Raw genomic sequence first — 14,400 nt, 5'->3', positions numbered from 1 at the left:
CAGTACCACGTTGTTGCCGTTGATGGCGTAGTAGCCGGCGTCATTGCTGCCGGGCGTGAAGTCGACCGCAGGAACACCGTCTTCTTCGTCGGTGGCGGTGAAGGTGGCCACGGTATTGCCTTCGGCCGCGCTGTTTTCCTGGAGCGCCGGAGCGGCGGTGACGACGATGACCGGCGCATCGTTCTGCGGATTTACCGTGCCGTTAATAGCGGCTGTGCTGCTCAATACGCCATCGCTGATGGTGTAGGAAAAACTAACTGGGCCGTTGTAATTGGCGTCGGGGGTGAATACCAATTGGCCGTTGGTCAGTGTGATGCTGCCATTAGTGATGGTGACGGAGTTGCCTTCGCTAATGGCTTGCCCGTTGACTTGGGTGATGCTCAGGCTGTCACCGTCGAGGTCGCTGTCGTTACCTAATACGTTGATGCTAATGCTGTCATCTTCATTAACGGTGAACTCGTCTGCGAGTGCTGTTGGAGCCCTGTTAGCTTGCTGGTCAACTATGCCTGTGATGGTGTCGCCATCATCTGCCCCACCTAGCTCCTCATCCAGACCCTCGCCTACAAACCCAAGGCCTGCAGTTTCAAACCCAACAGTCGCCTCAAGTTGCTGGCCGGTGGCGTCGAGGATGACGAAGCTGTGCCCGCCACCAGCCGCGCCGCCCGTGCCGCCGCCGGCTGCCGCGCCCGCTGCGGTTTCTTCCAGTCCGGTGGTCGGGTCGAAGCCTTCGGCCAGGGCCTGCTCCAGCTCGGAGACGGGTTCGTCGTCATTGCCTGCCTCTGCCTCCGCCTGCGGATTGCCGGCCTGCCAGGCGGCGCTTGCCCCCAGCTGGACGACCTCGCCGCTGGCCAGTTGCATGGTGGCACTGCCTCCGGCATCGGTGAGGAGCTGCTCCCCCGCGAACAGCTGATCGCCTTCGAATACCTGGCGCTTCAAGCCATCGATCGAAACGGCAAAAACCTGACCGATGATGCTTTTGATAACGGCGACGATGCTGCTCATGGATCCGCTCCTGCTAAAGCGCACTGGGAAGGTTGTGCACGCAGATGAATTGAAGTTGTAGGCGTTGGAGTAGCGTGGCAATGGTCAAAGTATTGGCGACAATAAGTTGTCTTATGTCTATTTGGAATTGATGCGCGACAAAGTATTGACCCTCTTTCGGCGATCATAAACAATTGGCTATCGTGATGTCACTTTGATATCGATAAGATTAATCTGTGAGCCGCGTCACTTTAATGCAGTGACTTAATCGACGTCGTTGATCCGGCGTTTTCAGCGATCCAGCGTTGTGCAGATCCGCCTTGCCCTGTTCAAAGGATTTCCCCTCCCCATGCGCTTCTCCGTCGTTCTGCCGTTCCTCTTCACCTGCTCGGTTTCCGCCCAGGCACAGACCCTCAGCGAGGCGCTGCAGAGCGCGCTCGACCATCATCCGGAAGTCCAGGCAGGGGTGAATGCCCGCCTGTCCGTGGAAGAACAGATGAAGGCGGCCAAGGGCGGCTATCTGCCGCGGGTCGACCTGCTGGCCGGCTACGGGCGCGAGGGCACCGACGATCCGGGCGTGCGCAATAGCAGCGGCGAGCACGACTATGAAACCCTGACCCGCGGCGAATCCAGCGTGCGTCTGCAGCAGATGCTGTTCGACGGTTTCGCCACCCGCAGCGAAGTGGCCCGCCAGCGCGCTACCGTGAATGCGCGGGCCTATGAACTGATGGGCACCTCCGAACGTACCGGCCTGGACGTGGTGCGTGCCTATCTCGATGTGCTCAGCCGCCAGGAGATGGTGCGCCTGGCCCAGGACAACCTGCGCAGCCATGAGCGCATCTACGACCAGATCACCCTGCGCAGCGAGCGCGGGGTAGGGCGCATGGCCGATCTCGATCAGGCGGAAGCGCGCCTGGCCCAGGCCCGCAACAACCTGATCACCGAGCAGACCAACCTGGCCGATGCGCGGGTCAACTACTTCAGCGTGGTGGGCAGCGACCCCGCCGAACTGAGCCGCCCGGCCGGCCTGGCCGGCCAGCTGCCGGCGGACTTGCCGGCGGCGCGGGTGGAGATGCTGGCGAGCAACCCGCTGCTGCGCTCGGCCGAGGCCGATGTGCAGGCCACCGAGCAGCAGTACGAGGCGGCCAAGTCGCCCTTCTACCCGCGCTTCGATGCCGAGCTGGAGCACGGCGCCAACAACAACCTGGACGGCACCGAGGGCCATGTCAACGAGTGGCAGGCCATGGTGCGCATGCGCTACAACCTGTTCGCCGGCGGCAGCAACAAGGCCGACCTGCAATCCAAGGCGCACCTGACCAATCAGGCGATGGACGTGCGCAACAACGCGCTGCGGGTGCTCAACGAGGAGCTGGGCCTGGCCTGGAACGCGCTGGAAAACGCGCGTCAGCAGGTGCCGATCGCCGAGCAGTATGTCGACTACAGCAGCCGCGTGCGCGACTCCTATCAGAAGCAGTTCACCCTCGGCGACCGCACCCTGCTCGACCTGCTGGACAGCGAGAACGAACTGTTCACCGCCTCCCGGCGACTCGAGGAAGTGCGCTTTCTGGAGCTGTTTACTCAGTACCGGATCAAGGCCACCATGGGCGCGCTGCTCAAGAGCCAGGGGGTGGTCGCACCGATGGCCTCCGCGCCGCTGGACGAAGTCCAGAGCGAAGCCCAGCTGCCCGGCCTGAACTGAACCCCGGGCCGCTCGACCCGCGGCGAGGCGGGTCGGCTGCAGGGCACGCCACGGCGTGACTGCCCGGCAATAGTGCGATGACCGTGCCTGGCGATGAGTCGGCTTTCTTCGGCGCAAGAGTGACCCCGAGTGGCAGTAGATATCAGTCAGACCCAGACCCGTAGCGATCCGCGTGATCGCCATGACGATCCGCTGTTGGACAGCCTGCTGTCGCTGTGCCTTCTGCATCAGAAGTCGGTCAGCCGCGCCATGCTGACGGCGGGGCTGCCCCTGCCGGAACAGCGGCTGAGCGCCGAGCTGCTGCCACGCGCCGCGGCGCGGGCCGGCTTGCAGGGGCGCTGGTTGCGTCGCGAGCTGCAGCAGATCCCGGCCATCGCCATGCCGGCGCTGCTGTTGTTGCGCGACGGGCGCAGTGCCCTGCTGCTGGGCTGGGATGAGCAGCAGCGCGCGCGCGTCATGCCGTGCGAAAGCGAGGGCGGCGAGGTGCTGGTCGACCTCGAGGTCCTGCGCGAGGACTACAGCGGCCAGGCGTTCTTCGCCCAGCCCCTGCACAAGTTCGACTTCAACCGGGGCGAGCTGATCCCGCGGGCCACATCCTGGTTCCGCGACACCCTCAAGCGTTCCCGCTGGCTGTATGTCGATGCCATTGCCGCCAGCCTGCTGATCAACCTGATCGGCCTGGCCACGCCGCTGTTCGTGATGAACGTGTACGACCGGGTGGTGCCCAACCAGGCCGAGGCCACCCTGTGGGTGCTGGCCATCGGCATCACCGGGGTGTTCTTCTTCGACCTGCTGCTCAAGACCCTGCGCGGCTTGTGCCTGGACCTGGCCGGCAAGAAGACCGACCTGATCATCTCGGCCACCCTGTTCGAGCGCATCGTCGGCATGGCCATGAAGTTCCGCCCCGCGCGGGTCGGCAGCTTTGCGCAGAACATCCACGAGTTCCAGAGCCTGCGCGATTTCCTCGCCTCGCTGACCCTGGCCAGCGTCATCGACCTGCCGTTCACCCTGCTGATCCTGGCGGTGATCGCCATGATCGGCGGGCATCTGGTGTGGATTCCAATACTCGCCTTCCCCCTGGTGGCGCTGATCGGCTGGGCCCTGCAGCGGCCCCTGGCCGAGACCATGCAGCGCACCATGGCCCTGGCCGCCGAGCGCCAGTCCAGCCTGATCGAGAGCCTGGCCGGGCTGGACGCGGTCAAGGTCAACAATGCCGAGAGCGAGCGGCAATACATCTGGGAGCAGACCATCGGCACGCTCAGCCGCCTGGAGCTGCGCGCGCGCATGCTGTCCAGCCTGGCGATGAACTCGACCATGCTGCTGCAGCAGATGGCCGGCGTGGTGGTGGTGGTGCTGGGGGTCTACCAGATCATCGCCGGCAACCTGAGCATGGGCGGGCTGATCGCCTGCTACATGCTCAGCGGCCGCGCCCTGGGCCCGCTGACGCAGATGTCCGGCCTGCTGACCCGTTACCAGCAGGCCAGGGTGACCCTGGACTCGGTCAACCAGATGATGGAATTGCCGCAGGAGCGCCAGGACAACGAGCGCCCGCTCAAGCGCCAGTCGCTGCAGGGCGCGGTGGAGTTCCGCCAGGTCGACTTCCACTATCCGGAACAGCAGCAGGCGGCCTTGCACAAGATCAACCTGGTGATCCGTCCGGGGGAGAAGATCGGCATCATCGGCCGCAGCGGCTCGGGCAAGAGTTCCCTGGCCAAGCTGATCGTCGGCCTGTACCAGGCCGATAGCGGCAACCTGCTGGTCGACGGCATCGATGTGCGCCAGCTGGACGTCAGCGACCTGCGCTACAACATCGGCTACGTGCCCCAGGACATCCAGCTGTTTTCCGGCAGCCTGCGCGACAACCTGGTGGCCGGCGCGCGTTACGTGGAGGACGAACTGGTGCTGCAGGCCGCCGAACTGGCCGGCGTGCACGAGTTCGCCCGCCTGCACCCGAAGGGCTACGAGCTGCAGGTCGGCGAGCGCGGGCAGAACCTCTCCGGCGGCCAGCGGCAGAACGTCGCCCTGGCCCGCGCGCTGTTGCTCGATCCGCCGATCCTGCTGCTGGACGAACCGACCAGCGCCATGGACAACACCGGCGAGGAGCGCCTCAAGCAGCGCCTGGCGGCGATGATCGCCAACAAGACCCTGCTGCTGGTCACCCACCGCGCCTCGATGCTCAGCCTGGTGGATCGCCTGGTGATCGTCGACCGTGGCCAGATCATTGCCGACGGGCCCAAGGGGAGTGTGATGGAAGCGCTGAAGAAGGGGCAGGTCAGTGTCAGCTAAAGCAACCGGCAAGCGTCTGCGCCAGGCCCTGGGCGCCTATTTCGGCGGCCGCGACGCGATGGGCAGCGAGCCCCTGCCCGAGGTCAGCAAGGCGCTGATCGAGGATGCGCCGCGGGTGATCCGCCTGACCATCTGGGCGCTGGTGGCCTTTGTCGCCTTCTGCCTGCTGTGGGCCAATTTCGCCGTGGTCGATGAAGTGACCCGTGGCGACGGCAAGGCCATCCCTTCCTCGCGCCTGCAGAAGATCCAGAACCTGGAGGGCGGCATAGTCGCCGAGCTGTTCGTGCGCGAAGGGCAGATAGTCGAGATCGGCGATCCCCTGCTGCGCCTGGACGACACCCGTTTCGCCTCCAACGTCGGCGAGACCGAAGCCGACCGCCTGGCCCTGCTGCTGCGCGTGGAGCGCCTGAGTGCCGAGGTGCAGGATCGTGAGCTGGTGGTGGCGGCGGAAGTGCGGGAGAAGGCCCCGGGCCTGGCCGACAACGAGATCGAACTGTTCAACAGCCGCAAGCAGCAGTTGCTCGACGAGGTGGCCGGCCTGGAAGAGCAGCTGACTCAGCGTCGCCAGGAGCTGCGCGAGTACGCCTCCAAGCAGGGGCAGTCGCGCAACAGCCTCAACCTGCTGCGCCAGGAAATCCAGATGTCCGAGCCGCTGGTCGCCGAAGGCGCGATCTCCCAGGTGGAAGTGCTGCGCCTCAAGCGTGCCGAGGTGGAGGCGCGCGGTCAGCTGGAAGCCACCACCCTGGCCATCCCGCGGGCCGAGGCGGCGATCAAGGAAGTGGAGCGCAAGATCGACGAGACCCGCGGGCGCTTTCGCAGCGAGGCCCTGACCCAGCTGAACGAGGCGCGCACCGAACTGAGCAAGATCCAGTCGACCGGCAAGGCCCTGGAAGACCGGGTCAACCGTACCCTGGTCACTTCGCCGGTGCGCGGCATCGTCAAGCAGCTGCTGGTCAACACCATCGGCGGAGTGATCCAGCCGGGCAGCGATATCGTCGAGATCGTGCCGCTGGGCGAGAGCCTGCTGGTGGAGGCGCGCATCCGTCCGCAGGACATCGCCTTCCTCCATCCGGGGCAGGAGGCCATGGTCAAGTTCAGCGCCTACGACTACACCATCTACGGCGGGCTGCGCGCCGAGCTGGAGCAGATCGGCGCCGACACCGTCACCGACGAGGAAGGCAACAGCTTCTACCTGATCCAGTTGCGCACCGACAAGAGCCACCTGGGCAGCGCGGCCAAGCCGCTGCTGATCATTCCCGGCATGGTCGCCTCGGTGGACATCATCACCGGCAAGAAGAGCGTGCTGAGCTACCTGCTCAAGCCGATCATCCGCGCCCGGGCCGAGGCGTTGCGCGAGCGCTGACAGGCTCCGCCCGCCAAGCAAAACGCCGCATTCACTGCGGCGTTTTGGTTTTTCAGGGATCACTCAGCAGTGAGGCCACCCGCGCGTAGGCTGCGCCGTGCGCACCAGCGGTTCGAGGCGTCTGGTGCGTTGCCGGCGCCGGGCCGTCACTCGACGAACAGCTTCTGCACCGCCGAGAAGTCCAGCTTGCCGTCACCCCGCTTGAGCAGCAGGCGATACAGCTGCAGGGCCAGGGCGCCCATCGGCGTGCTGCTGGCCGTGGCCTGCGCCGCCTCTTGGGCCAGGCCCAGGTCCTTGGCCATCAGCTCGGCCATAAAGCCGCCGCTATAGCCTTTGCTGGCCGGCACGTTTTCCATCACCCCCGGCCAGGGGTTGTACTTCTCCAGGCTCCAGTTGCCGCCCGAGCTCTGGCGCATGATCTCGGCCAGCACGGCCGGGTCCAGGCCGCTGGCCACGCCCAGGGCCATGGCCTCGGCGGTGCCGATCATGTGCACGGCGAGCAGCTGGTTGTTGCACACCTTGGCCACCTGGCCGGCGCCGTCGGGGCCGGCGTGGAAGATGTTCTTGCCCATGGCGGCGAGGATCGGCCGGGCCTTTTCCAGCGCCTCGGCATCACCGCCGACCATGAAGGTCAGGGTGCCGGCCGCGGCGCCGGCGGTGCCGCCGGACACCGGCGCATCAAGCATGGCGAGGCCGCGGGCGGCGGCCGCCGCGTGCACCTTGCGCGCCGAGTCCGGGGCGATGGTCGAGCATTCCAGCACCAGGCCGCCTGCGGCGATCCGCGTCAGCAGGCCGGCATCGCCCAGGTACAGGCTTTCCACATGGCGGCTGGCCGGCAGCATGCTGATCACCACCGTGGCGCCGCGGACCGCATCGGCGGCGCTGGCCGCGGCCTTGCCGCCGTCGCCGACCAGGCTGGCGACAGCTTCCGGGACCAGGTCGAAGGCGGTCACGGCGAAGCCGGCCTTGAGCAGGTTGCGGGCCATGGGCAGGCCCATGTGGCCGAGGCCGATAAAGGCAATCTGGGTCATTGTTATTGTTCTCCTCGCTGACGGTGTTCAGGGTTGTGGCGTGAACAGGGCGTTGATCCGGGCAAACGGCTCCGCCTGTTCGGCGAAGGTGAAGCTGCCCTGCGTGCGGACTTCCTCGGCGGCGCGCAGGAAGGCGCCGAAGGCCGCGCGGGCCAGCGACGAGCCGAGGCTGATGCGCTTGACGCCCAGCTCGGCCAGTTCGCTGACGGTGAAGCTGGCCGCGCCCAGCCCCATCACCACGTTGAGCGGTTTCGGCGCCACGGCGCGCACCACCGCGGCGATCTCTTCGCGGCTGCGCAGGCCCGGCGCGTAGAGCACGTCGGCCCCGGCCTCGGCATAGGCCTGCAGGCGGCGAATGGTGTCGGCCAGGTCGGGGCGCCCGTGCAGAAAATTCTCCGCCCGGGCGCAGAGGGTGAACGGAAAGGGCAGGGCACGGGCCGCGGCGACTGCCGCCTGGATGCGCTCCACGGCCAGTTCTAAGGGGTAGATAGGCAGATCGGCCCGGCCGCTGGCGTCCTCGATGGAGCCGCCGACCAGGCCGGCCCGGGCTGCCAGCTGGATGGTCTGTGCGCACGCCTGCGGGCTAGTGCCGAAACCGTTCTCCAGGTCGGCGGCGACGGGTAGCCCGGTCGCGTCGACGATCGCCCGCGCGTTGACCAGGGTTTCCTCGCGGCTGATCAAGCCTGCGCCATCGGCGCGGCCCAGGCTGAAGGCCAGGCCGGCGCTGGTAGTGGCCAGCGCCTCGAAACCGAGGGCGGCCAGTGCCTTGGCCGAGCCGGCATCCCAGGGGTTGGGGATGACGAAGCAGCCGGGGCGTTGGTGCAGGGCCTGGAAGGCCAGGGCCCGCTGCATCTGGCTGGGCACTGGCGGGCTCGCGCTCACAGATCCGCCAGCGGATGCGCGCCTTCCCATACCGGGGCGAAGTGCGCTTCGATCACCGCCGGTGGGATGGCCGCCACGTCCGGCCAGTGCCACTTCGGCGCCTGGTCCTTGTCGAGCAGGCGGGCGCGCACGCCTTCGGGGAATTCCGGGTGGCGGCAGCAGTTCAGGCTCATGGCGTATTCCATGCGGAACACTTCGGCCAGCGACAGGTGACGGGCGCGCTGGATCTGCTGCCAGACCAGGTGGGCGGTGAGCGGGCAGCCCTCGCTCAGGGTCTTGGCGGCGCGGGCCAGGAGCAGGTCGCTGTCGCCCTGCAGGGTGCTGAGGGCGCGCCAGGCGGCGGGCAGGTCGGCCACGTCGAGCAGGGTGTCGAGGCGTTCGCGGCGCGGCAGCCACTGGGCCTGCGGCAGTGCACTGCGGGCCTCGTGCTCCAGGGCGCGCAGCAGGCTGTTGAGCTGCTGGGCGGCCTGCTCCTGCCAGTTGAGCTGGCTCAGGCCGTGGAGCAGGGCGTCCTGCTGGTCGTCACGCAGGAAACGGTCGGCCAGGTTCAGGTCCAGGGCGTCGCGGGCGTTGATGCCGCTGGCGGTGAGGCCGAGAAACAGGCCGAGCCTGCCCGGCAGGCGGGCGAGGAACCAGCTACCGCCGACATCCGGGTACAGGCCGATGTTGATCTCCGGCATCCCTAAGCGGCTGCTCGGGGTGACGATGCGGATCGCCGCGCCCTGCATCAGGCCCATGCCGCCGCCCAGCACATGGCCGTGGGCCCAGCACAGCAGCGGTTTGGGGTAGGTGTGAATGCGGTGGTCGAGGCGGTATTCGTCGGCGAAGAAGCGCCGCGCCAGGGGCGGCACCTCGCCGGGGTGCTCGCGGCACTGCTGCACCAGCTGCACCACGTCGCCGCCGGCGCAGAAGGCCTTGGGCCCGTTGCCGCGTAGCAGCACGCAGGCGATGGCCGGGTCGTCCGCCCACTGCTTGAGCCGGGCATCCAGCGCCTCGATCATCGGCAGGGTCAGGGCATTCAGGCTCTTCTCCGCATCCAGGCTGGCGATGCCGATGCGGTAGCCGTGCTGGGCATGGCGTTCTTCGAAATGCACGTTCATCTTCGGGGTTCCTGGTGCGCGCGGCGCACCCTGTGGGCGAGTGGGCGCCGATTATTTATTGCGCCACTGCGCGTCGCGTTTCTCGAGGAAGGCGTTGACCCCTTCGCGGGTGTCGTCGGCGTCGAACAGGTCGACGAAACGCTCGCGCTCCTCGGGCAGCCAGGTATTGGCTCCGCGTTCGCGCGCGCCCTGGATCAGCGGCTTGATGGTGCGCACCGCCACCGGGCTCTGCCGCGCGACCTTGGCCGCCAGCAGCAGGGCATGGCCGCGGGCCTCGCCGCTGTCCACCACCTGCTCGACCAGGCCGATGCGCAGGGCGGTCTCGGCGTCGATGCGCTCGCCGCAGAGGATCATGCGCTTAGCCCAGCCTTCGCCGACCAGCCAGGGCAGTGCCTGGGTGCCGCCGGCGCAGGGCAGCAGTCCGACGCTGGCTTCCGGCAGGGCCAGTTGCGCCTGGCGTTCGGCGATGCGGATGTCGCAGGCCAGGGCGCATTCCAGGCCGCCGCCCATGGCGTAGCCGTTGATCGCCGCGATCGACACGCCGCGGAAGTCGCGCAGCGCCTCGAAGGCCTCGCCGAAGCGCCGCGCCATCTCGCGGGCGCGGGCCTTGTCGCCGTCGGCGAACAGGTTGAGGTCGGCCCCGGCGCTGAAGAACTTGCCGCCCTGGCCGGTCACCACCAGGGCGTAGATGTCGTCGTCGCGGTTGAGGTGCTCGACCAGCTGCTTGAGGCCGATCAGCGAGTCGCGGTCCCAGGTGTTGGCCGGCGGGTGGTTGAGGGTGATCAGCGCGGTGTGGCCGTGTTTCTCCACGGTGATCTTGTGGGTCAGGTCGAAGAGCCCGGGCTTGTAGGCTTCGATGGCGTTGCTCATAAGTGTCCTCGTCAGTTCCGATGGTGCCCACGCTCTGCGTGGGCACCTGGCCTGGGACGCTCTGCGTCCCGCTTGTCTCGTGCCCGGACGCGGAGCGTCCGGGGCGGCGTTCCCACGCGGAGCGTGGGAACGATCAACCAAGGCTACAACAGGCGATCGAGCATGCCGCCCTGGTCCAGCAGGCGCCGGGCGATGATCACCCGCATGATCTCGTTGGTGCCCTCCAGGATCTGGTGCACGCGGCTGTCACGCACCCAGCGCTCCAGCGGGTAGTCGTTGAGGTAACCATAGCCGCCGTGCAGCTGCAGGGCCTCGTTGCACAGGCTGAAGCAGTGGTCGGTGGCGAAGCGCTTGGCCATGGCGCAGTACAGGCTGGCCTCGCCGTGGCCGTTGTCCAGCTTGTGCGCGGCCAGGCGCACCATCTGCCGGCTGGCGGTGAGGTCGGTGAGCATGTCGGCCAGCTTGAACTGCAGGGCCTGGAATTCGCTGAGCGCCTTGCCGAACTGCTTGCGCTCCTCGACGTAGCGCAGGCTCTGCTCCAGCGCCGCCTGGGCCGCGCCCAGCGAGCAGCTGGCGATGTTGATGCGGCCGCCGTCCAGGCCCTTCATGGCATAGACGAAGCCCTGGCCTTCCGGGCCGATGCGGTTGCCGGCGGGAATGCGCACGCCCTCGAAGCTGATCGAGCGGGTCGGCTGGGCGCGCCAGCCCATCTTCAGTTCGTTGCGCCCGTACTTCACCCCCGGCGCGTCGCCCGGCACCAGGAAGCAGGACACGCCCTTGGCGCCGTCCTCGCCGGTGCGCGCCATGACGATCAATACATCCGTACTGCCGGCGCCGGAGATAAAGCACTTGCTGCCGTCGATCACGTAGTCGTCGCCGTCGCGCCTGGCGCGGGTGCGCAGGCGGGCGGCGTCGGAACCGGCATCCGGCTCGGTCAGGCAATAGGAGGCCAGCAGCTCGCCGCTGGTCAGGCGCGGCAGCCAGGCGTCCTTCAACGCCTGGTCGGCGAAGCTGGCGAGCATCCAGCTGGCCATGTTGTGGATGGTGAGGAACGCCGTGGTGGCGATACAGCCGGCGGACAACTGCTCGAAGATCAACGAACTGGACAGGCGCGACAGCCCCAGGCCGCCGTCTTCCTCCTTGATGTACAGGGCCAGGTAGCCCTGCTCGGCGGCGCGCTTGATCACCTCGACCGGGAAATGGTGGTCGCGGTCCCAGTCTGCTGCATACGGGGCCAGTTCCCGCGCGGCGAAGGCGCGGGCGCTATGTACCAGCAGGCGTTGTTCATCGCTCAGTTCAAAGTCCATGGGCTCTCACTGCAAGGTCGGGGGTTGTTTGGCGGCCTGCCGCTCGGCCTGCCATTCGGCCAGGCTGGGCGCGGCCTGCTCGCCGTCCAGTTGATGCACGATCTCGAAATAATCCTGCTTGAAGCGGTCCTTCATCACCTCGGCGCGCGGCTTGACCCGCACGGCATACACCGTCTGCACGTTCTGGTGGTCGAAGGCGCGCCACTGCTGCTGGCCCTTGAGCAGGCTGTAGCTGTGGCCTTCCAGGGCCTGGATCAGCGCCTCGCTGTCGAGGCTCTTGGCCCGCTTGGCGGCGTCGGCCCACTGCTGGACGATGCTGTAGGCCGAGGCGGCGGAGCTGGACGGGTAGACCTCGTAGCGCTCGCTGAACGCCTTGACGAAGGCCATGCCGCGTTCCGAGCCTTCGCGCTTGGGCACCTGCCAGGTCCAGGGCTCGGTGCCGAGCACGCCTTCCATCAGGCTCGGGCCGGCCTGCTCGACGATGCTCTGGGTCAGGTTGGGCGCGACGATCTGCATGCGCTTGTTCAGGCCGAGGTCTTCGACGATGCGCATGGCGCGCACCAGGTCTTCGCCGAACAGCACCAGCACCAGCACCTCGCTGCTGCTGGCCGCGGCCTGGGTCAGGGCGTTCTGGTAGTCGGCGATGCGCGCGCCGGGGAAGGGCACCTTGAGGCCCGGGTTCTGCCCGGCGTCCTGGGTGCCGGTGGTCTCGCGCAGCGAGCTTTCCGTGGTGTTGCCCCAGGTGTAGTCGGCGGTCACGTAGAAATAGCGCTTGCCCGGCAGGGTCTTGGCCAGGTGCTGGCCGAGCACGCGGGCGCTCATCCAGGCGTTGTTGCACTCGCGGAACAGGTAGCGCTGGCCATCCTTGCCGGTGGTGTCGTTGGAGTAGGTGAGGGTGCCGAAGTACAGCAGGCCGCGTTCGCGGGCGCGCTTGCCGGCGGCGATGGCCACCGCGCTGGAGGCACCGCCGAAGAGCATGGCCGCGCCTTCGTCGGCCAGCTTGTCGACGTTCTTCACCGCCTTTTCCGGGCGCGAGGCGCTGTCCTTGCTGGACAGGCGCAAGGGCCGGCCGAGTACGCCGCCCTGGGCGTTCAGCTCGTCGATGGCCAGCAGGGCGCCGCGCATCTGTGCCAATCCTTCTTCCTTATAGGGGCCGGTGCGCGGGTAGTTGAGACCGAGGGTGATCGGCTCGGCAGCCTGCGCGCAGGCGGTGATCCCGGCCCAGAGGGCCAGGGTGGCAGTCAGTCGTTTCATTGCATCCTCCATGTTCTTGTTGTGCCGGGGCCGACTGTGAGGCCCCGGCGAGCAGGGAGGCATTCTCTTTTGGTCGTATGTGCAGCGTATTGCAGTGGGTCAATGTTCACTTCAGTTGGATGGTCATGTTCGGCCCGCTGACGGGCGTGTCATCGAACCAGCGGCTGGTGACGGTCTTGGTCTCGGTGTAGAAACGCACCGCCTGCTTGCCGTAGGCGTGCAGGTCGCCATAGAAGGAACCCTTCCAGCCGGTGAAGGAGAAGAACGGCAGCGGCACCGGAATCGGCACGTTGATGCCCACCTGGCCGACTTCCACCGCATGCTGGTAGTGCCGCGCGGCGCCGCCGGAGCGGGTGAAGATCGAGGTGCCGTTGCCGAACGGGCTGGCGTTGACCAGCTCGATGGCCTGCTCCAGGGTGTCGACCTCCATGCACACCAGCACCGGGCCGAAGATCTCCTCGCGGTACAGGCCCATCTTCGTCGTCACCCCGCGGAACAGGGTCGGGCCCAGCCAGTTGCCATCGGGGTAGCCCGGCACCGTGCAGTGCGAGCCGTCGACCAGGCACTCGGCGCCCTCGGCCTTGCCCTCGGCGATCAGGCGCTGCACGCGCTGCTTGGCCTGCTGGCTGATCAGCGGGCCGTAGGCGGCGCTCGGGTCGTTCCAGTAGCCGGGTTTCAACTCGGCGATTTGCGCCGCCAGCTCGTCGATCCAGGCCTTCGACTCGCCGACGAACACCGCCACGCTGATCGCCATGCAGCGCTGGCCGGCGGCGCCGCAGCTGGCGCCGAGCAGGTTGCTGATGACCTGGTCCTTGGGCGCGTCGGGCATGATCACCATGTGGTTCTTCGCCCCGGCGAAGGCCTGCACGCGCTTCAGGTGCTGGGTGCCGGTGCGGTAGATGTGCTGGCCCACCGGCACCGAGCCGACGAAGGAGATGGCGCGCACGTCCTCGTGCACCAGCAGGGCGTCGACCACTTCGCGGCCGCCATGCAGCACCTGCAGCACGCCTTTCGGCGCGCCGGCCTGGATGAACAGTTCCGCGAGGCGGTTGGGGGTCAGCGGGTCCTGCTCGGACGGCTTGAGAATGAAGGTGTTGCCGCAGGCAATGGCCAGCGGAAACATCCACAGCGGGATCATCGCCGGGAAGTTGAACGGGGTGATGCCGACGCACACGCCGAGCGGCTGGATATAGCTGGCGGTGTCGATCTCGCGGGCGACGTTTTCTACCGTCTCGCCCATCATCAGGCTGCAGATGTTGGCCGCGTGCTCGGCCACCTCGATGCCGCGCCAGACATCGCCCTTGGCGTCGGCGAAGGTCTTGCCGGTTTCGCCGGCGAGGATCTCGGCCAGCTCGTCGTGGTGTTCCTTGAGCAGGTGCTGGTAGCGCAGCATCAGCCGCGCCCGCTCCGGCACCGGCACTTCGCGCCAGGTGAGGAAGGTGCTCTTGGCGCTGGCGATGGCCGCCTCGATTTCTTCAGAGGTGGCCTTCGGTGCCAGGGCCAGGACTTCCTGGGTGGCCGGGTCGGTCACTTCGATCAGTTCACGGGAGTGGCTTGCTTGCCACTCGCCTGCGATCAGCTGGGGGATCACACGGGCCATCAGGTTGCTCCTGAGCTTATTTTTGGA

11 protein-coding genes are annotated in these 14,400 nt (G+C 67.2%); 3 read left to right on the top strand and 8 right to left on the bottom strand.

What is annotated here, in order from left to right:
- Window positions 1-1,002 (bottom strand): retention module-containing protein (locus tag GV001_RS14520; protein ID WP_160081040.1); only part of this gene is annotated, 1,002 nt, incomplete at its 3' end.
- A 328-nt stretch (window positions 1,003-1,330) separates the two neighbouring features.
- Here GV001_RS14520 and GV001_RS14515 point away from each other — a divergent pair.
- The 3 genes from GV001_RS14515 to GV001_RS14505 all read left to right on the top strand — a co-directional run bounded on the left by GV001_RS14515 (window position 1,331) and on the right by GV001_RS14505 (window position 6,329).
- Window positions 1,331-2,680, top strand: coding sequence for a TolC family outer membrane protein (locus tag GV001_RS14515; RefSeq protein WP_160081031.1), 1,350 nt, complete (start codon window positions 1,331-1,333; stop codon window positions 2,678-2,680).
- A 129-nt stretch (window positions 2,681-2,809) separates the two neighbouring features.
- Window positions 2,810-4,966 (top strand): type I secretion system permease/ATPase, encoded by a 2,157-nt coding sequence (locus tag GV001_RS14510; RefSeq protein WP_160081029.1) that lies wholly within the window; start codon window positions 2,810-2,812, stop codon window positions 4,964-4,966.
- Between the two features lie 58 nt (window positions 4,967-5,024).
- Entirely contained in the window at window positions 5,025-6,329 is a 1,305-nt protein-coding gene (locus GV001_RS14505; protein WP_160083389.1) for an HlyD family type I secretion periplasmic adaptor subunit, read from the top strand.
- Between the two features lie 146 nt (window positions 6,330-6,475).
- Here GV001_RS14505 and mmsB read toward each other — a convergent pair whose 3' ends face one another.
- The 7 genes from mmsB to GV001_RS14470 form a co-directional block, all read right to left on the bottom strand.
- The gene (mmsB, locus tag GV001_RS14500) at window positions 6,476-7,360 is read right to left on the bottom strand and encodes a 3-hydroxyisobutyrate dehydrogenase (protein WP_160081027.1); all 885 of its coding nucleotides are present in this window, start codon (window positions 7,358-7,360) and stop codon (window positions 6,476-6,478) included.
- Between the two features lie 27 nt (window positions 7,361-7,387).
- On the bottom strand, window positions 7,388-8,272 hold the full coding sequence (locus GV001_RS14495) for an oxaloacetate decarboxylase (RefSeq protein ID WP_372238542.1): 885 nt from the start codon (window positions 8,270-8,272) through the stop codon (window positions 7,388-7,390).
- Window positions 8,239-9,342 carry an enoyl-CoA hydratase/isomerase family protein gene (locus GV001_RS14490; RefSeq protein WP_160081025.1) on the bottom strand — a complete coding sequence of 368 codons (1,104 nt, stop codon included), beginning with the start codon at window positions 9,340-9,342 and terminating at the stop codon, window positions 8,239-8,241. Before GV001_RS14490 ends, GV001_RS14495 begins: the two co-directional genes overlap by 34 nt.
- A gap of 51 nt (window positions 9,343-9,393) precedes the next feature.
- Window positions 9,394-10,212 carry an enoyl-CoA hydratase gene (locus GV001_RS14485; protein WP_160081023.1) on the bottom strand — a complete coding sequence of 273 codons (819 nt, stop codon included), beginning with the start codon at window positions 10,210-10,212 and terminating at the stop codon, window positions 9,394-9,396.
- Between the two features lie 143 nt (window positions 10,213-10,355).
- Window positions 10,356-11,519 (bottom strand): acyl-CoA dehydrogenase family protein, encoded by a 1,164-nt coding sequence (locus tag GV001_RS14480; protein ID WP_160081021.1) that lies wholly within the window; start codon window positions 11,517-11,519, stop codon window positions 10,356-10,358.
- A 6-nt stretch (window positions 11,520-11,525) separates the two neighbouring features.
- Window positions 11,526-12,773, bottom strand: a complete 1,248-nt coding sequence (locus GV001_RS14475) for an ABC transporter substrate-binding protein (protein ID WP_160081019.1) — start codon at window positions 12,771-12,773, stop codon at window positions 11,526-11,528.
- Between the two features lie 106 nt (window positions 12,774-12,879).
- Window positions 12,880-14,373: a CoA-acylating methylmalonate-semialdehyde dehydrogenase gene (locus tag GV001_RS14470; RefSeq protein ID WP_160081017.1), complete on the bottom strand. Its 1,494-nt coding sequence runs from the start codon at window positions 14,371-14,373 to the stop codon at window positions 12,880-12,882.
- Window positions 14,374-14,400 lie beyond the last annotated feature (27 nt).

It is taken from the genome of Pseudomonas sp. 8AS, from assembly GCF_902506505.1.
GTDB lineage: Bacteria > Pseudomonadota > Gammaproteobacteria > Pseudomonadales > Pseudomonadaceae > Aquipseudomonas.
The sequence above is the reverse complement of the archived record's forward strand: the minus strand, read 5'-3'. Positions and strand labels throughout refer to the sequence as shown.